17 protein-coding genes and 1 pseudogene are annotated in these 20,888 nt (G+C 43.8%); 11 read left to right on the top strand and 7 right to left on the bottom strand.

Annotated elements, in window-relative coordinates:
- Window positions 1-80: 80 nt before the first annotated feature.
- Entirely contained in the window at window positions 81-1,445 is a 1,365-nt protein-coding gene (gene ffh / locus CFR83_RS03430; RefSeq protein WP_088813186.1) for a signal recognition particle protein, read from the bottom strand.
- Between the two features lie 20 nt (window positions 1,446-1,465).
- Between ffh and CFR83_RS03425 the strand changes: the two genes are divergently transcribed.
- The 5 genes and pseudogenes from CFR83_RS03425 (at window position 1,466) to CFR83_RS03405 (ending at window position 8,381) form a co-directional block, all read left to right on the top strand.
- On the top strand, window positions 1,466-2,323 hold the full coding sequence (locus CFR83_RS03425) for a cytochrome C assembly family protein (RefSeq protein ID WP_088812571.1): 858 nt from the start codon (window positions 1,466-1,468) through the stop codon (window positions 2,321-2,323).
- Complete coding sequence (gene ampD, locus CFR83_RS03420; RefSeq protein WP_341476332.1) at window positions 2,320-3,099, top strand: 1,6-anhydro-N-acetylmuramyl-L-alanine amidase AmpD; 780 nt, start codon at window positions 2,320-2,322, stop codon at window positions 3,097-3,099. The genes CFR83_RS03425 and ampD overlap by 4 nt, the downstream gene beginning before the upstream one ends.
- 302 nt (window positions 3,100-3,401) lie before the next feature.
- Window positions 3,402-6,347 carry a ribonucleoside-diphosphate reductase subunit alpha gene (locus tag CFR83_RS03415; RefSeq protein ID WP_088812570.1) on the top strand — a complete coding sequence of 982 codons (2,946 nt, stop codon included), beginning with the start codon at window positions 3,402-3,404 and terminating at the stop codon, window positions 6,345-6,347.
- Window positions 6,348-6,399: 52 nt separating this feature from the next.
- Complete coding sequence (locus tag CFR83_RS03410) at window positions 6,400-7,587, top strand: ribonucleotide-diphosphate reductase subunit beta (protein WP_088812569.1); 1,188 nt, start codon at window positions 6,400-6,402, stop codon at window positions 7,585-7,587.
- A 354-nt stretch (window positions 7,588-7,941) separates the two neighbouring features.
- Window positions 7,942-8,381 (top strand): annotated as a pseudogene (locus CFR83_RS03405) (histone H1-like DNA-binding protein).
- Between the two features lie 113 nt (window positions 8,382-8,494).
- Here the strand turns inward: CFR83_RS03405 and CFR83_RS03400 are convergent.
- The 5 genes from CFR83_RS03400 to CFR83_RS03380 are packed head-to-tail and all read right to left on the bottom strand — an operon-like array spanning window position 8,495 to window position 13,487.
- Window positions 8,495-9,454 (bottom strand): carbohydrate kinase family protein, encoded by a 960-nt coding sequence (locus tag CFR83_RS03400; RefSeq protein WP_088812567.1) that lies wholly within the window; start codon window positions 9,452-9,454, stop codon window positions 8,495-8,497.
- A 1-nt stretch (window position 9,455) separates the two neighbouring features.
- Window positions 9,456-11,024: a 50S ribosomal protein L11 methyltransferase gene (gene prmA / locus CFR83_RS08480; protein ID WP_088812566.1), complete on the bottom strand. Its 1,569-nt coding sequence runs from the start codon at window positions 11,022-11,024 to the stop codon at window positions 9,456-9,458.
- A 17-nt stretch (window positions 11,025-11,041) separates the two neighbouring features.
- Window positions 11,042-12,412: an acetyl-CoA carboxylase biotin carboxylase subunit gene (accC, locus tag CFR83_RS03390; protein ID WP_088812565.1), complete on the bottom strand. Its 1,371-nt coding sequence runs from the start codon at window positions 12,410-12,412 to the stop codon at window positions 11,042-11,044.
- A 28-nt stretch (window positions 12,413-12,440) separates the two neighbouring features.
- Window positions 12,441-12,905 (bottom strand): acetyl-CoA carboxylase biotin carboxyl carrier protein, encoded by a 465-nt coding sequence (gene accB, locus CFR83_RS03385; RefSeq protein WP_088812564.1) that lies wholly within the window; start codon window positions 12,903-12,905, stop codon window positions 12,441-12,443.
- Window positions 12,906-12,926: 21 nt separating this feature from the next.
- Entirely contained in the window at window positions 12,927-13,487 is a 561-nt protein-coding gene (locus CFR83_RS03380) for a TlpA family protein disulfide reductase (protein ID WP_243383337.1), read from the bottom strand.
- Window positions 13,488-13,530: 43 nt separating this feature from the next.
- Between CFR83_RS03380 and mpl the strand changes: the two genes are divergently transcribed.
- The 6 genes from mpl to mtgA all read left to right on the top strand — a co-directional run bounded on the left by mpl (window position 13,531) and on the right by mtgA (window position 20,408).
- The gene (gene mpl / locus CFR83_RS03375; RefSeq protein WP_088812563.1) at window positions 13,531-14,967 is read left to right on the top strand and encodes a UDP-N-acetylmuramate:L-alanyl-gamma-D-glutamyl-meso-diaminopimelate ligase; all 1,437 of its coding nucleotides are present in this window, start codon (window positions 13,531-13,533) and stop codon (window positions 14,965-14,967) included.
- 17 nt (window positions 14,968-14,984) lie between these two features.
- Complete coding sequence (gene fabG / locus CFR83_RS03370) at window positions 14,985-15,743, top strand: 3-oxoacyl-ACP reductase FabG (protein ID WP_088812562.1); 759 nt, start codon at window positions 14,985-14,987, stop codon at window positions 15,741-15,743.
- Window positions 15,743-17,854 (top strand): ribonuclease catalytic domain-containing protein, encoded by a 2,112-nt coding sequence (locus tag CFR83_RS03365; protein ID WP_088812561.1) that lies wholly within the window; start codon window positions 15,743-15,745, stop codon window positions 17,852-17,854. The genes fabG and CFR83_RS03365 overlap by 1 nt, the downstream gene beginning before the upstream one ends.
- The gene (locus CFR83_RS03360) at window positions 17,829-18,674 is read left to right on the top strand and encodes an energy transducer TonB (RefSeq protein ID WP_088812560.1); all 846 of its coding nucleotides are present in this window, start codon (window positions 17,829-17,831) and stop codon (window positions 18,672-18,674) included. The genes CFR83_RS03365 and CFR83_RS03360 overlap by 26 nt, the downstream gene beginning before the upstream one ends.
- A gap of 35 nt (window positions 18,675-18,709) precedes the next feature.
- Window positions 18,710-19,636: a shikimate dehydrogenase gene (gene aroE / locus CFR83_RS03355; RefSeq protein ID WP_088812559.1), complete on the top strand. Its 927-nt coding sequence runs from the start codon at window positions 18,710-18,712 to the stop codon at window positions 19,634-19,636.
- 73 nt (window positions 19,637-19,709) lie between these two features.
- The gene (gene mtgA, locus CFR83_RS03350; RefSeq protein WP_088812558.1) at window positions 19,710-20,408 is read left to right on the top strand and encodes a monofunctional biosynthetic peptidoglycan transglycosylase; all 699 of its coding nucleotides are present in this window, start codon (window positions 19,710-19,712) and stop codon (window positions 20,406-20,408) included.
- Here mtgA and CFR83_RS03345 read toward each other — a convergent pair.
- On the bottom strand, window positions 20,385-20,879 hold the full coding sequence (locus tag CFR83_RS03345) for a CinA family protein (protein ID WP_088812557.1): 495 nt from the start codon (window positions 20,877-20,879) through the stop codon (window positions 20,385-20,387). The two genes, mtgA and CFR83_RS03345, sit on opposite strands and share 24 nt — an antisense overlap.
- Window positions 20,880-20,888 lie beyond the last annotated feature (9 nt).

Here is a 20,888-nt window from a genome sequence, read left to right as displayed (position 1 = left end):
TAATCACACGTATTCAGCATTAACAAAAAAGCCTGTCAATTTCAAACTGACAGGCTTTTTTGTATTTGAAAATACTTAAATTAGCGTTTAAACATCCCGCCCATGCCTTTGGCCGCCATGCCACCAAGCATGCGTGCCATCTTGCCGCCTTTAAATTGTTTCATCATGGTTTGCATTTGTTCAAATTGAGCCAAAACTCGATTCACTTCTTGAACTTGTACACCTGCACCTGCGGCTATGCGACGTTTGCGACTTGCCTTAAGAAGTTCTGGTTTCATTCTTTCTTGAGGGGTCATGCTGTCGATAATGCCTTGAGTGCGACGCACCTGCTTATCAGCAACACTCATATCTTGTTTGGCTGCAGCTTGAGCAAATTGAGCTGGTAACTTATCAATTAAATTGCCAAGACCGCCCATTTGTCGCATTTGACTGATTTGCATGCGGAAATCATTTAAGTCAAAACCACCTTTTTTTACCTTATCAGCTAGTTTTTGAGCTTGCTCGATATCCACATTCTTTTGTGCTTGCTCAACAAGCGCCAAGATATCACCCATGCCCAGAATGCGGCTGGCCATGCGTTCAGCATCGAAAGGTTCTAAGCCATCTAGTTTTTCAGCAACACCGGCAAATTTGATCGGTACACCAGTGATCTGTTGAACAGATAAAGCTGCACCACCACGAGCATCACCATCTAGCTTTGTCAGAACCACGCCAGTGAGGGGTAGTGTGTCATTGAATGCCTTCGCGGTATTAACGGCATCTTGACCCAACATGGCATCAACCACAAACAATGTTTCGACTGGGTTGAGCAATTGATGCAACGATTGAATCTCTTGCATCATGGCTTCATCGATGCCTAATCGACCGGCTGTGTCGACAATCAATACATCATGGTAGTGACGTCTTGCCCAATCAAGAGCATCTCTCGCAATTTCACTTGGCTTTTGTGACTCAGTACTTGGGAAAAAATCTGCTCCAGCTTGCTCTGACACCATCTGTAATTGAGCAATCGCAGCAGGGCGATACACGTCACATGAGACTGTTAATACTTTTTTCTTTTGAGTATCTTTGAGCCATTTGGCTAACTTACCAACAGAAGTTGTTTTACCTGCACCTTGTAGACCTGCCATCAAAATAATGGCGGGTGGTTGTGCAGCTAAATTCAGTTTGCCAGCAGTAGGGTCACCCATGATGGCTGTGAGTTCTTTTTGAACTACACCAACCAAAGCTTGACCAGGGCTTAAACTGCCAATAACTTCTTCACCAAGTGCTTTTTCTTTAATTTTGGTGATAAGTTCTTTGACAACAGGCAAAGCTACGTCAGCTTCTAATAAAGCTAAACGTACTTCGCGCAGCATTTCCGCAGTATTTTCTTCGGTAAGCCTAGCTTGGCCGCGCATGGTTTTAACCACACGACTTAAACGGTCTGTTAGATTTTGAAACATATGAGCATTAAACTGTAGATATGAATATTTTAGGTCACCCCAGCCTCGCATGGTTACCCAGCATCTTATATTTCTTGTTTTTTTGGCAAGAAATCAGGGTTTACTCTCCAAAATCTGAGCAGAATCAAGGCTCTCCACTGGTATCAAACCAGTCTCAGTGGCTTTTATTACCAGTCATTGTGCTGCATGGCTTGATTCTGCATGAGTCTATTTTTACCTCTCAGGGATTTATTTTTGGTTTTGCCCAGGCTTTATCCATGATGGCGTGGATTGGTGTGACTTTTTTTTGGTTTGAGAGTTGGTATTTGCCAATGAAGGGTTTGCGTGCGGTGGTTTTGATTGCCGCAAGTATCTGTGGCATCTTGCCAGTATTGTTTGCAGGCTACTTATTGTCTGAAAGAGCTGTTCATGATCCTTGGTTCAGAGCGCACTTCATTGTTGCGAATATTGCCTATGGTTTATTAAGTTTGGCAGCCTTGCATGCAATCTTGATGCACTGGCAGGATCGTCATCTACATATGCCAACCCATGACAAGGGTAATAGCTTTTTTGCAAGATGGGGTAATCATTTACCGCCATTGATGACCATGGAAAGCATCTTGTTCAGAATCTTATCTGTTGGATTCGTTTTATTAACCCTAACTGTTTTTTCTGGTTTATTTTTTAGTCAAACCTTGTTCGGTAGAGCTTTGTTTTGGGATCACAAGACAGTTTTTGGCATTTTGTCGTGGGGGATGTTTGCTGGATTATTGATTGCGCGTTGGCGCATCGGTTTACGAGGTCTGACTGCCGTTCGCTGGGTTCTAGGTTCATTTGCCGTATTGCTGTTAGCGTACGTAGGTAGCCGTTTTGTTTTGGAAGTGTTAATTCAGCGATGAAATGGCTGTTATTCACTTTAATTCTGACGGGCCTAGTTATTTGGTGGCGTTACGCTCAGCTAGAGCAAAATAAACGATCAAGTGCAAAACCTGCATCAGAAAAACGCGCGCAAGCCGCTATGCAGCAATGTCCCCACTGCGGATTAAGATTTCCTCAAGGTGAAGGATTTGGCGCATATTGCTCTAAAGAACATCGTGTAGCGATTGATCCAAAAGGTTGGTGGGGTGAGGCAGAGTGGGTTAAGTCACCAAACTACGATGATCGACCACAGGGTATGCCTGTTGAATTGGTGTTAATTCATCACATCAGTTTGCCACCTGGTCAATTTGGGGGTAATTACATCGCTGATTTTTTTCAAAATAAGTTAGATCCCAAAGCTCACCCATATTTCGCAGAAATTGCGGATCGCCAAGTATCGAGTCATTTCTTAATTAAACGTGATGGTCAGGTGCAACAATTTGTATCTACCTTGCACCGCGCATGGCATGCGGGAGTATCAAATTTCTTTGGTCGTGAGCGATGCAATGACTTTTCGATTGGCATTGAGTTAGAGGGAACAGATGATTTGCCGTTTCAGCCAGCACAGTACCAATCTCTAAAAAATTTGATTCATGTTTTGAAAAAAGCATACCCAATTGCAGCGTATGCGGGTCACAGTGATGTGGCACCTGGTCGTAAAACAGATCCCGGAATTCATTTTGATTGGCAACATTTTTCAGCCATGGCTGATATTCCAGAAAGACAACTTCCTTATGGTCTGAATAACAGATCGTAATGTCTCAATCAGTATCTATTAGGCTGCTAGGTTAGCAAGCACTAACACACTATTTTCAGTCAATTTTTATCCCCAAAATAGTGCCAAAAATACCCAATATTTGGCCCAATACTAGGGATTCCGATAGGTATTTTTATTAAAAAAACGCTTATCAAATGTCACATAAATATCCTATACTTAGTACCGTTGTCGCTAGTAAAACACTAAATGTAGTGTTCTAAACGGCGAATAGCCATTGAAAAACCCCAAAAAGAACAGCTTTTTTGCCTAATTAATACATATATATAGATATAGGAGTCCGAATGACCTACGTAGACCCACAAGTTACTGGCCAAACAACAAGCCCATTTGCTGGCCAAGCTGGTCAAGTTAGTCAAACCCCATCGCAAGGATTTACTGCAGGTGGAGTTGGTGGTGCACAAGCAACACAATTATCTGATTACAAAATTATTCGTCGTAATGGTTCAGTGGTGGCATTCGAGCCATCAAAAATTGCGATTGCAGTAACTAAAGCATTTTTGGCAGTAAACGGTGGTCAAGGTGCAGCTTCAGCACGTGTGCGTGAACAAGTTGAACAGTTAACTCAAGTGGTTGTGCGCGCATTGTTGCGTAGCCGACCAAATGGCGGCACGTTCCATATTGAAGATATTCAGGACCAAGTTGAGTTGGCATTAATGCGTAGTGGTGAGCACAACGTAGCTCGTGCTTATGTTCTTTATCGTGAAAAGCGTAATCAAGAGCGTGCAGCACAAGTGGCAGCACAACCTGTTGCACCAGTGATTGATCACCCAGGTTTGAATGTGACTGATAACGGTGTGGTTAAGCCATTAGATATGGCAGCACTACAAATGGTGATTCAGGCAGCATGCGAAGGTTTGGGTAATGCAGTGAATGCAGAGCCAATCATCAAAGAAACAATCAAAAACTTGTACGAAGGCGTGCCAATGGCTCAAGTCTATGACTCAGCTATTTTGGCGTCACGTACTTTGATCGAAAAAGATCCTGCATACAGCCAAGTAACGGCTCGTATCTTGATGCACACTATCCGTAAAGAGATCTTGGGTCGCGAAGTACCTCAGGCTGCGATGGCTGCTGAGTACATCAACTATTTCCCACAATTCATCAAAAAAGGTGTTGATGCGGAATTGTTGGATCAAAAGTTATTAACATTTGACTTGGCTAAGTTGGGCGCCGCTCTTAAAGCAGACCGTGACTTGCAATTTAACTACCTTGGTTTGCAAACTTTGTATGACCGCTATTTCTTGCATATCGAAGATCACCGCATTGAAATGCCACAAGCTTTCTTCATGCGTGTGGCGATGGGCTTGGCTTTAAATGAAGTAAACCGTGAAGATCGTGCCATTGAGTTCTATGAAATCCTTTCAACATTTGATTTCATGTCAAGCACGCCAACATTGTTTAACTCTGCAACATTGCGTTCACAGTTATCTAGCTGCTACCTCACAACAATTCCAGATGATTTAGATGGTATTTATGAAGGTTTGAAAGAAAACGCTCTGTTGTCTAAATTTGCTGGTGGTTTGGGTAACGACTGGACAAGCGTGCGTGCTCTAGGTAGCCATATCAAAGGTACAAATGGTAAATCTCAAGGCGTGGTGCCATTCTTGAAGGTTGTGAATGACACAGCTGTTGCTGTTAACCAAGGTGGTAAACGTAAGGGAGCAGTTTGTGCTTACCTAGAAACATGGCACTTAGACGTTGAAGAATTCCTAGAATTGCGTAAGAACACAGGTGACGATCGTCGCCGTACGCATGACATGAACACGGCGAACTGGATTCCTGACTTATTCATGAAGCGTGTGATGGAAAAAGGTGAGTGGACATTGTTCACGCCATCAACATGCCCAGATTTGCATGATAAGTTTGGTCTAGAGTTTGAAAAAGCATACTTAGCCTATGAGCAAAAAGCTGCTAATGGCGAAATTAAGCCATTTAAGAAGGTTAATGCCTTGGATATGTGGCGCAAGATGTTGGGTATGTTGTTTGAAACTGGCCACCCATGGATCACTTTCAAAGATCCTTGCAACGTTCGCAGCCCACAACAACACGTTGGCGTGGTTCACTCATCTAACTTGTGCACAGAAATCACGCTCAACACCAATGATTCAGAAATTGCTGTTTGTAACTTGGGTTCTGTGAACTTGGCGGTGCATTTGAAGGCAGACGCTAATGGTCAATTAGTTCTTGATCATGAAAAACTACAAAAAACGATCCGTACAGCAATGCGCATGTTGGATAACGTGATTGATATTAACTATTACGCTGTTGCTAAGGCTCGTAACTCTAACTTGAAGCATCGTCCAGTGGGTATGGGCATCATGGGCTTCCAGGATTGCTTGCACATGTTGCGTATTCCATACGCTAGTGATGCAGCAGTTCAGTTTGCTGATGAGTCTATGGAAGCAGTTTGCTACTACGCATACCTAGCTTCTACAGAATTGGCAGAAGAGCGTGGCACTTACCAGACTTATAAGGGTTCATTGTGGGATCGCGGCATCCTGCCACAAGACTCTGTGAAGTTGTTGGCTGAGCAACGCGGTGGCTATGTAGAAGTAGACATGTCTTCTAAGATGGACTGGACAAGTTTGCGTAGCCGTATCAAGCAATTTGGTATGCGTAATTCTAACTGCGTAGCGATTGCACCAACAGCAACAATTTCTAACATTATTGGTGTTTCAGCTTGTATCGAACCAACTTATCAAAACCTTTTTGTGAAATCTAACCTTTCTGGTGAGTTCACAGTGGTGAACGACTACTTGGTGCGCGATCTGAAGGCTCGTGGTTTGTGGGATGAAGTGATGATTGCTGACTTGAAGTACTTTGATGGTTCATTGTCAAAAATCGATCGCATTCCTCAAGATTTGCGTGACTTGTATGCAACAGCATTTGAAGTGGAACCAAAATGGTTGGTTGAAGCTGCTTCACGTCGCCAAAAATGGATTGACCAAGCTCAGTCACTCAACATTTACATGGCTGGTGCTTCAGGCAAGAAATTGGATGACACATACAAATTGGCCTGGTTGCGTGGTTTAAAAACAACATATTACTTGCGCACGATTTCAGCTACTCACGTTGAGAAGTCAACTGTGAAAGGTGGTGCATTGAATGCAGTTTCAAACGGTGATCCAACTTTGTCAGCAGCTCCTGCAGCAGTTGAGGCGGATGGTCCAGTTTGCACAATGCGTCCTGGTGATCCTGGTTTCGATGAATGCGAAGCTTGCCAATAAGTCGTATAGTTAAAAAATAATTGCAGTTAAGAAAGAATTTGGAGAAGACATTATGTTGAATTGGGATGAAGAACCAGCGGCAATGCCAGTTGCTAGCGCGGCTCCCGTAATAACACCGGCCGCAGCGGTAGAAAGCAATTTATTGCCTAACCGTCCGATGCCAATGCCAATGGCATCAGCTTCGGCGCCATCAGCAAGTATCAATCCTGAAGATGCGGCTGCTCGTCGTGTAAACGTGGCTGACAAACGCATCATCAATGGTTCGACGGACGTGAACCAGTTGGTGCCATTTAAATATAAGTGGGCTTGGGAAAAGTATTTGTCTGGTTGTGCTAACCACTGGATGCCTCAAGAAATCAATATGACGCGCGATATTGCTCTTTGGAAAGACCCTAATGGTCTAACCGATGATGAGCGTCGCATCATCATGCGTAACTTGGGTTTCTTTGTGACAGCTGACTCATTGGCTGCGAATAATATTGTTTTGGGCACATATCGTCAGATTACTGCTCCAGAATGCCGTCAATATTTATTGCGCCAAGCATTTGAGGAGGCAATCCATACGCATGCTTACCAATACATCGTGGAATCTTTGGGCCTTAACCAAGCTGAAATCTTCAATGCATATCACGAAGTAGCCTCTATTCGTGACAAAGATGAGTTCTTGATTCCATTTATCGACGTTTTGACTGATCCATCATTCAAAACTGGTACGCCAGAGAATGATCAGAAGCTATTGCGCTCTTTGATTGTGTTTGCTTGCATCATGGAAGGCTTGTTCTTCTATGTTGGTTTTACGCAAATCCTAGCGATGGGTCGCCAAAATAAGATGACTGGTGCTGCTGAGCAGTATCAATACATCTTGCGCGATGAATCATTGCACTGCAACTTTGGTATCGACATGATCAATCAGATTAAGTTGGAGAACCCACATCTATGGACTGCAGAGTTCAAAGAAGAGTTGCGTGGTTTGTTTGAGAAAGCAGTTGAGTTGGAGTATCGCTACGCTGAAGACACCATGCCAAGAGGAGTTCTTGGTTTGAATGCGCCGATGTTCAAAGGTTATCTCCGTTACATTTGCAATCGACGTTGTATGCAAATAGGACTTGACGCAATGTTCCCAAATGAAGAGAATCCATTCCCATGGATGAGTGAAATGATCGACTTGAAGAAAGAAAGAAACTTCTTTGAGACTCGTGTCATTGAATATCAAACTGGTGGTGCGTTGAACTGGGAGTAAATTTTTTTAAAATTTTTGATGACAACGCATCTCTTAAGTTGTAGTATCACGAAAGTTACAAAAACTAGGAGAAGAAACGGTTGATAGGTAATAGCCAACAACTTGAGTTCCAAACCAAGGCTCTGAAACCTCAGAGAGAGATGTCATCTCTTTCTTTCAACCGTTCTAAACATTCTTCTTACTCATTTAAAAAGCCGTCGCCTCTTGAGGTCACGGCTTTTTTTCCAGGATTCATTAGCGTGCGACGTGAAGTGAGTGGCGCGCCGATGAATGGCTCGCTCACACGAAATTGGTGTGGTCGGGTCTCTTTAATCAGTAGTATTAGTAAATCACTCTCACGTGAAGGAGATTAATATGGCAACTGCCAAGAAAAAACCTGCTGCAAAGAAACCAGCTGCTAAGAAAGTAGCTGCAAAGAAACCAGCTGCTAAGAAAGTAGCTGCTAAGAAGCCTGCTGCTAAAAAAGCTGCTGCTAAAAAGCCTGCTGCTAAGAAAGTAGCTGCTAAGAAGCCTGCTGCTAAAAAAGCTGCTGCTAAGAAACCAGCTGCGAAAAAAGCTGCTGCTAAAAAGCCTGCTGCTAAGAAAGTAGCTGCTAAAAAGCCAGCGAAAAAAGCTGCTGCTAAGAAGCCTGCTGCTAAAAAAGCTGCTAAAAAAGTAGTAAAAAAAAAGTAAGTAAGCCAGCTGCTAAAAAACCAGCAGCTAAAAAGCCAGTAGCTAAAGCTGCCTCTGCTTCTGCAAAGACAGTTTTGAATCCAGCTGCTGCTTGGCCTTTCCCAACAGGTTCACGTCCTTAATTCGTTAGGGACTGATTCCTGGAAGGGAATCAAACCCGCTAGAGCTTAACGCCTTAGCGGGTTTTTTCTTTGGTAATTAAAAAGTGGAAAACCCGAAAATGTCGGGAGATTCATTAATAGCTGTAGCCGAAGGCTTGTTTGAACTGTGCTTTGATTTGATCTTGAGAGGGTTGGTGATTTTGTGGACCTTGGCTGGCGATTTTGATAGATCCCATCAAACTTGCAAGTCTGCCAGTTGTCTCCCAGTCAAATCCTTGCTCTAAACCATAAAGTAATCCGCCTCTGAATGCGTCACCACATCCAGTTGGGTCAATGGCTTTTGCAACAGGAACTACTGGAATATCAATTTTCTTACCTTTTGCATGGATTTCAGCGCCTTGAGCACCTTTGGTCACAATCAGGGCTTCAACTTGCTCGGCAATTTTTTCTAAAGAGAGACCTGTTCGCTGAGCCAGCATCTCACCTTCGTAGTCATTCACGGCAACATAAGTAGCTTGATCAATAAAACCAAGCAGATCTTTGCCATCAAACATTGGCAAACCCTGACCTGGATCGAAAATAAATGAAATCTTGGCATCAGCTAATTGTTGGCAGTGCTCAATCATGCCTTGCCTGCCATCTGGAGCCACAATCGCAATTTTAGGTAGGCTTAGTTGTTTTGCTTGGCGATGAGTGATGACATCGGCAACTTTATTTAGATGAGACTCGCCCATCGCACCGGGGTGGAATGCTGTGATCTGATTGTTGTCACGATCAGTGGTGATCATGGCTTGAGCTGTAAAAGCCTCTGGTAGCTCACGAATGTGATCGGCACTGATGTCATATTTGGCTAATTGATCATAGTAAGAACCCGCATCACCTCCAACTGTTGCCATGATGATTGGTTCGCCACCCAAGAGTTTATGGTTGTAAGCAATATTTCCTGCGCAGCCACCAAATTCACGACGCATGCTTGGAACTAAAAATGCCACATTCAGAATATGGATTTGGTCTGCCAAGATTTGATCTTGGAAGCGACCTTCAAAATTCATGATTGTGTCGTAAGCGATTGAGCCGCAAATTAAGCTAGACATGCTATTCCTTCGTTGAAGATGGGGTTTGTTGAGGTGAAGATTCTTTTGACTCTTCATTATTAATCTGGGGTGGATTGTCCCTGGCATAGAGCAAGCGCACTCTGAAACCTGCAGCGGTGGTGGGTAGACTCATCAAAACATTGCCAGCGACTTCCGCGGGCCCTTTAGAGCCTTTTGGGTTAATTGATGGATCATCCTCTGGTAACCAATCTTTTGGACTTAATAGTTTTTCAGTGACTACAGCATCGTTGGCATCAGTAATTGATAAAAGAATATGTGGCCAAGCGACATAAGCATTCAATTTATTTCTAATTTGTAGCTCTAGGATGCCAGTTACTGATGAACCTGCTGCCGCAGGAGGGTTAATTTTTAAATTAGCTAGCTCTATTGCCCATGCCGAAAAATCGCGCAGTGCAATATTTTCACAAGGTAAGTGTTGGCAAAGCCAACCATCAATCTTTTGAAATACTTTTAAGCTTGGTTCTTGAAGTGTAGGAGGAAGTTTTGCTAATTGCAGAGCCAAGCCATGCCTACTTAGATAAAAAAGCTGGGCTAAAACCAGTAGTGAGAGCAAAACTAAACAAAAAACAGTTAGTACGCGAGATTTTTTAGGTTGTGCATCAACTGATTTAGTTGTTTTTAGAGTTTTTTTTTGAGCTTCTGATTGTGCGTCGTTCAGTTGCCCTGTGAGGCAAACCCAGCCATCACATTCTCGCCAAATATGTAGATTAATCCATGGTTGATAAGTATCAATCACTTCTTGCGCTTGTCTTTCTAGGATGCCAGATAAAACAATATGTCCATGAGGGGCGATTCTCTGGCAAAGAGCAGGAGCTAATACTTGTAATGGATTTGCCAAAATATTTGCTACAACCACGTCATGTTGGCTATTAACCGTATCTTCTTCGGGGAGTCTGAAGTCAACTATCACTTCATTGCGTACAGCATTATCTTTTGCAGAAATAACAGCTTGCGGATCGATATCTACGCCTAATGCATCGCCGCAGCCTAGACGTTTGGCAGCAATCGCCAAAATTCCAGATCCGCAACCATAATCTAAAAGAGATTTGCTGCCTAAATCAGGATGTTCTTCTAACCACTGCATACACAGTTTGGTTGTGGGATGGCTGCCCGTGCCAAAAGCTAGACCGGGATCTACCGCGAGACATACTGCGTTAGGGTCATTAGGTGCTTCGTGCCATGACGGGACTACCCATAAGCGTTGACCCACTTGAATTGGGTCGAATTGAGATTGAGTTAGTCGAACCCAATCTTGCTCTTCGACACTGCGCTCTGTTGGAGCATTGACTTGAAAGCCTTCTTCGGTCAACGCCAGAGATATTTCAGCGGCAGTTAAACCTTCTTCATCAAAGAGCGCAATTACTTGAGATTGTTCCCAAGCTTGGCGATCAGGTGTTAGACCTGGTTCACCATATAGCGGTTTTTCAGCTTCGGTATCTGCTGCTGCATCGCTAACGGAAATAGATAGTGCGCCCAACTCCATGAGAGCATCTCCGAGATTCTCAGCGAGATCCTCGGAGACCGTAAAAACTAATTCACGAAAAGCCATGAGCGCTAAAGACTAACTTACTTCGTGTTGCCACGACGTGAAGCGGCTTGTTCTTCTAGCTTGTGTTCTAAGTAGTGAATACTTGTACCACCTGCTTCAAATTTTGGATCCAACATTAATTCGCGGTGTAATGGAATGTTAGTCAAAATGCCATCAATCGCAACTTCTGAGAGAGCAATGCGCATACGGCGAATCGCTTGTTCACGTGTTGCGCCATAGGCAATCAACTTACCAATCATTGAATCGTAGGTTGGAGGCACAAAGTAGCCAGCGTAAGCATGAGAGTCAACTCGAATACCAGGGCCGCCTGGCATGTGCCATGACTGAATTCTTCCTGGGCTTGGCATGAATTTCACTGGGTCTTCTGCATTGATACGGCATTCAATAGCGTGACCTTTGAACTCGATATCTTTTTGGCGGAAAGGTAATTTTTCGCCAGCAGCAATGTGAATTTGTTGTTGAACGATATCAATACCAGTAATTAACTCAGTTACTGGGTGCTCAACTTGAACACGTGTATTCATTTCAATGAAATAAAACTCATCGTTTTCGTACAAGAATTCAAATGTACCTGCACCACGGTAACCAATTTTGCGGCAAGCTTCTGCGCAACGTTCACCAATTTTGGCAATTAAACGACGATCAATACCTGGCGCTGGAGCTTCTTCAATCACTTTTTGGTGACGGCGTTGCATAGAGCAATCGCGCTCACCTAAATAAACTGCGTTTTTATGTGTATCTGCAAGAATCTGAATCTCTACGTGGCGAGGGTTCTCTAAGAACTTCTCCATGTAAACCTCTGGGTTACCAAAGGCGCGACCAGCTTCTTCGCGAGTCATGTTCACAGCATTAATCAAATGAGCTTCGGTGTGAACCACGCGCATACCGCGACCACCGCCACCGCCGGCAGCTTTAATAATCACGGGGTAACCAATCTTCTTGGCTGTTGCAATAATCTCTTTTGGATTATCTGGAAGCGCGCCTTCTGAACCTGGTACGCAAGGCACGCCTGAGCGAATCATCGCTTGTTTGGCAGAAACCTTATCACCCATCAAGCGGATAGATTCTGCTGTTGGGCCGATAAATACAAAACCAGATTTCTCAACGCGTTCTGCAAAGTCGGCATTTTCAGATAAGAAACCATAACCTGGGTGAATCGCTTGAGCATCAGTTACTTCAGCAGCAGAAATAATTGCTGGCATGCTGAGGTAGCTTTGTGCTGATGGAGCTGGGCCAATACATACTGCTTCATCGGCTAGCTTCACATATTTTGCATCGCGGTCGGCTTCTGAGAAAACAACCACGGTTTTGATGCCCATCTCACGACAAGCTCTTTGAATACGTAGTGCAATTTCGCCACGGTTGGCGATGAGGATCTTTTCAAACATGGGTAACCCTTTTTAAGCTTTAGCTTGATTAGCCAATAATGAAAAGAGCTTGACCAAATTCAACGCCTTGGCCGTTCTCGCAAAGAATTTCTTTCACTACGCCTGATTTATCAGATTCAATCTCATTCAGTAGCTTCATCGCTTCGATGATGCAAAGAGTTTGACCTTCTTTAACGGTGTCACCAATTTTTACAAACGCATCAGCGCCAGGTGTTGGTGAGCGGTAGAAAGTACCTACCATTGGAGATTTCACGGCATGACCAGTTGGTGCTGCTGGGGCAGCAGCTTCTGCTGGAGCAGTTGGAGCAGCTGCTGGAGCTGGGGCTGCAGGAGCTGCAGCCGGGGCTGGCGCGTAAATTTGTTGTGCGGGTGCGGCGATGGGGGCAGGATTTTTAACGATACGTACTTTGTCTTCACCTTCTGTTACTTCTAGTTCTGATACGCCAGATTCGGCTACTAAATCGATCAAAGTTTTGAGTTTTCGTAAATCCATGATGCCCTTCCTATAGTTTTTTTACTTAGAAGGAATTATAGCGCTATCTATCCATGAACTGAGCTCATCTTCGGTTATTTTGCCGAGTTTTGACTTAATAATGACGCCTTTTTCATTCACGAGCACCGTAAAAGGTAAGCCAGAGCTAGGATTTCCCATACTTTTTGCCCAGTTGGATCCTTCTAGACCTCCCAAAACTATAGGGTAGTTAACAGGGGTTTTAAAAAGAAATTCACGTATATTCGATGGTGAATCGACACCAATGCCGACAAATAGCACATTTTTAGCGGCATATTTGCTTTGGGATCTGACTAATTCGGGCATTTCTTCAACACAGGGTGGGCACCACGATGCCCAATAGTTAAGAACCAGAACTTTTCCGCGCCAATTAGCTGTTGGATGGATTTCGCCGCTAGGGGAGCGCAATTCTTGTTTAAAGAACTCTTCGATTGCTGAATCTTGGGCAGGTTTTGGGTTGTATTTAAAGCTAGCCAAGCTCATGCCCAAAGCGGCTGCAACAAGACCGGCAACAACTAGCAAACTCCATTGACGTTTATTCACTTTATTTCTTTCTGTTTTCAAACATTTACCTTATTTTGCACTGATGTTTCGATAAAATCTTGCCATGCATCTTCATATCTTAGGTATTTGCGGTACTTTTATGGGCGGGATTGCCGCCATCGCACGTCAAGCTGGTCATAAAGTGACTGGTTGTGACGCTAATGTTTATCCTCCAATGAGTACTCAACTGGAGGCTCAGGGTATTGAACTGATTGAAGGATTTTCACCTGAACAGATTTCTTTAAAGCCTGACTTATTCATTATTGGTAATGTGGTTTCTAGAGGTAATCCTTTGATGGAAGCTATTTTGGACCAGGGCTTGCCATATCAATCCGGTCCTCAGTGGTTGGGTGAGCAGGTATTACAAGGTAAACATGTTTTAGCGGTGGCAGGTACTCATGGCAAAACAACTACGACAGCGATGCTCACTTGGATTTTGCAAGCGAATGGCCTGGAGCCAGGTTATTTAATTGGGGGCGTACCTAATAACTTTGATGTTTCTGCACGTCTAGGTCAAAAAACAGGACCCAATACAAATGACCCTCACTACTTTGTGATTGAGGCAGACGAATACGACACAGCTTTCTTTGATAAGCGCAGTAAGTTTGTGCATTACAGGCCACGCACAGCGATATTAAATAATTTAGAGTTCGACCACGCTGATATTTTTGCTGATATCACGGCTATTGAGACTCAGTTCCATCATCTTGTGCGTACTGTGCCGAGTAATGGTTGCTTGGTGGTCAATAGTGCAGAGGACAGTTTAGATCGTGTGATCAAACGCGGTTGTTGGTCGACTCTAGAAAAATTTGGCTTAAACCCAAAACAATCTGATTGGTCTTTACAAGACACTGCTCATGATGGCTTCAAGGTTCTGTTCCAGACTAAAGAGGTGGCAGAAGTGGTGTGGGATGAAGATGCTTCTGTTACGGGTCGTCATAATCAATTGAATGCATTGGCTGCCATAGCGGCAGCGAATCATGTGGGTGTTTCACCGGAGAATGCTGCCAAGGCACTTGGCACATTTAAGAACGTCAAGCGTCGCATGGAAGTAATTGGTCGTGTTAATGGCATCACTATCTATGATGACTTTGCACATCATCCAACCGCCATCACAACTACCGTTGATGGATTAAGACGTAAAGTTGGCAGAAATCCTGGAACACGTATTTTGGCAGTCTTAGAGCCGCGTTCCAATACGATGAAGTTGGGTGTGATGAAAAGTCAGTTACCAGATAGTTTGCAAGATGCTGATTTGGTATTTGGTTACGGTAGTGCATCTGGTAAGGATGCGCTAGGTTGGGACTTGAAAGAATCTTTGGCGCCATTGGGTGCTAAGGCGCAAGCTTTTGATGATTTAGACAAACTCATCGCGGCTGTTAAGAAAGAAGCTAAACCAGGTGATCACATCTTGGTCATGAGTAATGGCGGTTTTGGTGGTGTTCATCGCAAACTCTTGGGTTTATTGCAGCAACAAAAAATATTTTTTAGTAATCACTGAATTTTAGAAAGTTAACTATGACAAAAAATTTAGCAAAACGTTTAGATGGCAAAGTTTGCATCATTACTGGAAGTGCTAATGGAATTGGCTTTGCAACTGCTCAAAAGTTTTGTGATGAAGGCGGTATTTCAATCATTTGTGACATGAATGCTGATCAGGTGAAGGCCGCTACAGAACAACTTCAATCTGCAGGCGGTCAGGCTGAAGGCTTTGTAATGAATGTCACAGATCGTCAAAATATTGATCAGGTTGTTGCTGCGGTGATCGAAAAATACGGCCGCATTGATGTCTTGATTAACAACGCGGGCATTACAAAAGATGCGCGTTTGGTAAATATGACAGAAGCCCAGTTTGATGCTGTGATCGACGTTAACTTAAAGGGCGTGTTTAATTGCACGCAAGCAGTGGTGCCACACATGTTAAAAGCTGGTAAAGGGTCCATTGTGAGCGCTTCAAGCGTGGTTGGTTTGTACGGTAACTTTGGTCAAACAAACTATGCTGCTACTAAGTATGGTGTGATTGGTTTTACAACCACATGGGCGCGTGAGTTAGGGCCTAAAGGGATTCGAGTGAACGCAGTATGTCCAGGCTTTGTGGAAACAAGTATTTTGGCTTCAATGCCAGAAGAAGTATTGAATGGTATGAAGGAGCGTTCTTGGTTGCGTCGCTTAGGTAAGCCAGAAGAAATGGCCAATGTGTACGCATTCTTGGCCAGTGATGAGTCTAGTTACATCAACGGTATTGCATTAGAAGCCAGTGGCGGGATTTCTCTTTAATGCATCTGTTGTATGAAGATGGTGGCGATATCAAAATCGCTACCCTAATTTCAGGTTCTGATAGCGAGCCATTGGCAGTTGAGAGTTTGGGTGGCAAGCGAGGCAAGCTGAAATCTAAAGACGTGTGGTTACGTTTTGAGTATTCGCAACCCGATCAATTTTTATCAGAAGCAAAAAAACTGTCAGAAGAAGTCGATTTAGATTTCTTGTGGGAGTGTGCGGGTGATGGTGAATTTTTATTTACTGATTTAGCCAAAGAATATTTTGGTGATCCTGCCACCCCAATCCAGCAAACAACTTTAGCAATTGCATTGCAAGGTGCACCAGTCTATTTTCGTCGTAAGGGGCGTGGGCAGTTCATGCGTGCACCCGAAGACCAATTAAAAGCGGCACTTTTAGCAGTTGAGCGTAAAAAAGCAGAATTAGCAAAACAGCAAGCTTGGGAGGAAGAGCTTAAAGCGGGGCATCTCCCAGAAGAAATTCGCCCGCAGATCAACGCGCTTTTATTTTCTCCAGATAAAAATACTACCGCTTATAAAGCTGTAGCAAATGCAGCGCAGGGCCTAAAGGGCGGTATTGCCGAATTATTTTTAAAGTGCGGGGTTTTAACTTCAGCATTGGCGTATCACGAAGGAAAATTTTTAAAAGAGCACTTTCCTAAGGGAACGGGTTTTCAAGTTCAATTGCAAGCCAATGAACAGGCATCTTGGGAAGAGGCTTTGCAAAAATTACCCGTGGCTCAGGTACAAGCTTTCTCGATTGATGATGCCACCACCACAGAGATTGATGATGCTTTTTCTGTGACTGCAATCAAAATCAATGATGAAGTTTGTTATCGAGTAGGTGTGCATATTGCGGCGCCAGGACTTGCCATACAGCGTGGTGGTGCATTGGATGAAGTTGGCCGCCAGCGACTTTCAACGGTCTACTATCCAGGTGGCAAGATCACGATGTTGCCTGATGAAATCATTGACGTTTTTTCTTTGCATGCAGCCAATCAAGACTCTTCAAATCAAGAGCCGCCTGTGCGCCCAGCAGTTTCTTTGTATGTCACTTTAAATGTAGATGGCAATCCCATATTAGATGGCGAGTATGCGCCCACCACCAAGGTTGAGCGTGTGCCAATGGCATCTAATCTGCGTTTAGATAATTTAGAAGATTTAGTGACTGAAGAGTCTTTGCAAGATTTAAATAATTCAGCGCAGTTACCTTATCAGCTAGAGCTACAAGTTTTGTGGCGTTCAGCTCAGCAATTGCATGCCAAACGACAAGAACAACGCATGGCCAGTGGTCTTAAGGCGGAGGTTTTAGGGTTGCCTGACCCTAATGCTTTGGCGCGTGACTTTAATTTCAAAGTAACAGATGGCGTGGTTGAAATTTTTGCAAGACAACGTGGATCGGTGCTAGATTCGATTGTGGCTGAGTGGATGATTTTCTGTAACAGTACTTGGGGCAATCAATTAGCCAATCACAGTGTGCCAGGAATCTACCGTACTCAAAAAGGTTGGGGACCGCAACGTACTCGTATGCAAACCCTGCCTGGTCCACATGAAGGTTTGGGTGTTGAAAATTACGCTTGGTGCACATCTCCATTGCGACGTTACGTTGATTTAGTGAATCAGTGGCAGTTGATTGCCATGGCGCAACATGGTGTGACTGCGAAGTTAGTGGCACCATTTAAACTAAAAGATGCTGATTTGATGGCGATAGCTGCAGATTTCGACGGTACTTATGCAGCTTACGGAGAACATCAAAATCAAATGGAGCGTTATTGGTGTTTGCAATATCTAAAGCAAACTGGTTTGCCTTGGAAGGGCGTTGTCAGACACCTCAAAGATGGTCAGGCACGTGTTGAACAAATTCCATTGCGCTTATCAGTTCCTGAGTTGGCGGAGCAACCCAGAGGTGCGCGTGCGGAGGTTGAAGTACTTGAGATTGATTTCTTGGCGCTTGAAGCCAGTGTTCGTTATCTTGGTTTATTGCATCCTGCTGAGCTTGAAGAAGATGAGATGGATGATGAAGTGGGTGATGAGGTTGCAGAGCAACCAGTGGATCAGGCTGTAATAGCTGAAGAGGTGGTTGGTGATGTTAAACCGACTTCAGATCAGTAACTACATCCAGTTGGATTGGCGTGAGTGGAAGACGCCGCTTGCGTATGCGCTTGGCGCATCAATTGTTTTACATATTTTCTTTTTGGCATTTAAGTGGCATTCAGAGACTGAAAAAGAGCGACGTTTAAAAACTCCTTTGAGCGTTGTTTTGGTCAACGCCAGAAGTCAGCAGGCGCCTGTTAATCCAAAGCGACTCGCGCAAGCTGATTTAAATGGTGGTGGTGAGCTAAAGGAATTTCATGCGAGTGCTTTAAGACGTGCTGATCCTGAGTTAGCCCAACAGTTGGAAAAAATGCAGGCAGAACAAAAGCGATTGTTGTCTGAGATGAAGGCTGGCCGTGAGAATCAAGCGAGCACCTTGCAAGGTAAGAGTTCAGAAACAAAAGCAGAGACCAATCCACTTGAAGCTGAACTGGCCAAGCGTTTAAAAAAAGATGGTCAGCAACCAAGGCGAGCCGTTGTCACTGCGACCAGTGCTAAATCAGTTGTATTTGCCCAGTATTACGATGCGATGCGCAAGCAAATTGAAGGTCATGGCACGGCACATTTTCCGAGAGTTCAAGGTAAGGCTTTGTATGGCAGCTTGGTACTGATGGTGAGTGTTGATCAATTGGGCCGCTTGAGTAAAGATGGTATTACTGTGATGAAATCATCGGGTAATCAGGAATTAGATCGTCAGGCTGTAGCGATTATTCGCTCTGCAGCACCATTTGGTAGATTTACAGATGCCATGCGCAAAAAAATCGATGTATTGGATTGGGTATCTACCTTTGAGTTCACTAGAGAAGGTGGTGAGCTTAAGTTAGATTTAAAAAATTGATACACTGAACCAACATCATTAATACAACGGCAACAGTGACTAATCAAGCAACTATCGATCAGGTGAATCCCCAAAGTCATCCAGGCAAGGATGTCTATGCGGTGATTGGTCATCCTATTGCGCACAGTAAGTCACCCATCATTCATGCTTATTTTGCTAAGCAAACCAATCAATCCATTCACTATGGCAGAATTTTTAGCGAATTAAATGCTTTTAAAGAAACCGTTGAGCAATTCTTTGCACGTGGTGGCAAAGGTCTCAACATCACAGTGCCATTCAAGTTGGAAGCTTATGAGTTGGCTCAGAAAAAAACTGAGACGGCAAAGCTTGCACAAGCGGCCAATGTGCTCTGGTACAAAGATGGCGAATTATGGTGTGACAACACTGATGGCGCTGGTTTAACAAGAGATTTACAGCGTTTGTTAAAGCATCAGGGCGCATCTCTAAATCATGCCAAGGTCTTAATTCTGGGTGCTGGTGGCGCTGCGCAGGGAGTAATTGAGCCACTGATGTTAGAGAAGGTTGGGCAAATCACCATTGCCAATCGCACTTTTGCAAAAGCACAACAACTGGTTGAGCAATTTAAACAATCTGCAACATCGGCCCAGGTGCTGCTTGAGGCCATAGAGATTCAGGATCTTGCTCAGAGTGATAGGGACTCTAGCGATGCATTTGATTTAATTATTAATGCCACTGCTAGCGGTTTGGGTGATGCATCGCCAATTTCTAAAGAGCTCTTAAAGGCAATTTCAAATTCAAAAACACTTGCTTATGACATGGTTTACGGCAAAGAAACTCGATTCATGCAAGATGCGAGAGAGCTTGGTCTAAAAGCGAGTGATGGTTTGGGTATGTTGGTTGAGCAGGCCGCGCTTGCTTTTGAAACTTGGCGTAATTTCAAAGGTGCTGATAGCACTTTGGATATTGATGGTGCGATTGCGGCTGTGCGAGCCACCTATTAAAAATAGCCAAGCAAAAAACTAATCAAACGACAAACAATAAGTCCAAGATAATCAAGAAAAGACCAACCTCTTCATGAAATATCTACGTTATTTCATCTCTGTATTTCTCTTGTCGATTTTGGCACTTCAAGCCTTTTTCTTTTTACAAATCTTGGCTTGGCGTTGGGTTAATCCATCGATCACAGCATTTCAGCTAGCTGAGCGTCATCGATTGTGTGGTTGGAGTATTCCATACATTCATTCATGTGGCATCAAACAAGAATGGATTGAATTTAAAAAAATATCACCTTACTTAAAGCGCGCTATCACTATTAGCGAAGATAGTGACTTTTATCGTCATGCTGGTTTTGAACCTCAAGCCATGAAAGATGCTTGGGACAGAAATCAAAAAAACAGTAAACATTTACGTGGTGGCTCAACCATTACTCAACAGTTGGCTAAAAACCTATTTTTATCGGGCGAAAAAAATTACGTGCGTAAGGTGCAAGAGTTGGCCATTACTGCCATGTTAGAAATCACCTTACCTAAAAATCGTATTTTTGAGATTTATCTCAACAGCGTTGAGTGGGGTGAGGGAGTCTTTGGTATTGCAGCTGCTTCACAGCATTACTTTGCCATTAAGCCTAATCAACTATCCATGGAAGAGGCTGCTTCTTTAGCGGCTGCCTTGCCAGCACCTAAATGCTATGACAAAGTTCAGTATTGTTCTAAAGCAAGAGTTAATTTTCCAGCCAGGATAGATTTCATTCTAGAAAGAATGAACAAGCTCTAATAGTTTTCTTAAGGAAAACTCACACGCTTGTTGACGTACTTCTTGGCGATTGCCGCTAAATAGTTTTGTTTCACTATGTATGGCATCGTTTGCCAACACCCATGCAAAGCAAACTGTGCCTACTGGTTTTTGGGTGCTGCCACCTGTTGGCCCTGCAATACCCGTGATTGATAGAGCAACTTCAGTATGACTGCTTTGTTTGGCGCCTATAGCCATCGCCTTGGCAACTTGATCACTCACGGCGCCATGCTGTGTAATTAATTCGGGTGATACATGGATGTCTTCAGATTTTGCGGAATTGCTATAAGTCACATAGCCACGTTCAAACCAATCACTAGATCCTGCTAATTCAGTGATGGTTGCAGCAACTAGGCCGCCTGTGCAAGATTCCGCTGTGCTTAAGTGCCAACGTTTCTCAAGTAGTGCGTTGGCTAATTGAGAAACCAAATCTTGAGTGCTTGAAGTGTTCATAGTGCTCAC

This window comes from Polynucleobacter victoriensis (assembly GCF_900187875.1).
GTDB lineage: Bacteria > Pseudomonadota > Gammaproteobacteria > Burkholderiales > Burkholderiaceae > Polynucleobacter > Polynucleobacter victoriensis.
This window is presented reverse-complemented; position numbering and strand designations above follow the sequence as displayed.

Excerpts from the sequence above, each read along its gene's own strand:
- ffh (WP_088813186.1), bottom strand. The coding sequence starts at position 1,445 with ATGTTTCAAAATCTAACAGACCGTTTAAGTCGTGTGGTTAAAACCATG.
- CFR83_RS03425 (WP_088812571.1), top strand. The coding sequence starts at position 1,466 with ATGAATATTTTAGGTCACCCCAGCCTCGCATGGTTACCCAGCATCTTA.
- ampD (WP_341476332.1), top strand. The coding sequence starts at position 2,320 with ATGAAATGGCTGTTATTCACTTTAATTCTGACGGGCCTAGTTATTTGG.
- CFR83_RS03415 (WP_088812570.1), top strand. The coding sequence starts at position 3,402 with ATGACCTACGTAGACCCACAAGTTACTGGCCAAACAACAAGCCCATTT.
- CFR83_RS03410 (WP_088812569.1), top strand. The coding sequence starts at position 6,400 with ATGTTGAATTGGGATGAAGAACCAGCGGCAATGCCAGTTGCTAGCGCG.
- CFR83_RS03400 (WP_088812567.1), bottom strand. The coding sequence starts at position 9,454 with ATGTCTAGCTTAATTTGCGGCTCAATCGCTTACGACACAATCATGAAT.
- prmA (WP_088812566.1), bottom strand. The coding sequence starts at position 11,024 with ATGGCTTTTCGTGAATTAGTTTTTACGGTCTCCGAGGATCTCGCTGAG.
- accC (WP_088812565.1), bottom strand. The coding sequence starts at position 12,412 with ATGTTTGAAAAGATCCTCATCGCCAACCGTGGCGAAATTGCACTACGT.
- accB (WP_088812564.1), bottom strand. The coding sequence starts at position 12,905 with ATGGATTTACGAAAACTCAAAACTTTGATCGATTTAGTAGCCGAATCT.
- mpl (WP_088812563.1), top strand. The coding sequence starts at position 13,531 with ATGCATCTTCATATCTTAGGTATTTGCGGTACTTTTATGGGCGGGATT.
- fabG (WP_088812562.1), top strand. The coding sequence starts at position 14,985 with ATGACAAAAAATTTAGCAAAACGTTTAGATGGCAAAGTTTGCATCATT.
- CFR83_RS03365 (WP_088812561.1), top strand. The coding sequence starts at position 15,743 with ATGCATCTGTTGTATGAAGATGGTGGCGATATCAAAATCGCTACCCTA.
- CFR83_RS03360 (WP_088812560.1), top strand. The coding sequence starts at position 17,829 with ATGTTAAACCGACTTCAGATCAGTAACTACATCCAGTTGGATTGGCGT.
- mtgA (WP_088812558.1), top strand. The coding sequence starts at position 19,710 with ATGAAATATCTACGTTATTTCATCTCTGTATTTCTCTTGTCGATTTTG.
- CFR83_RS03345 (WP_088812557.1), bottom strand. The coding sequence starts at position 20,879 with ATGAACACTTCAAGCACTCAAGATTTGGTTTCTCAATTAGCCAACGCA.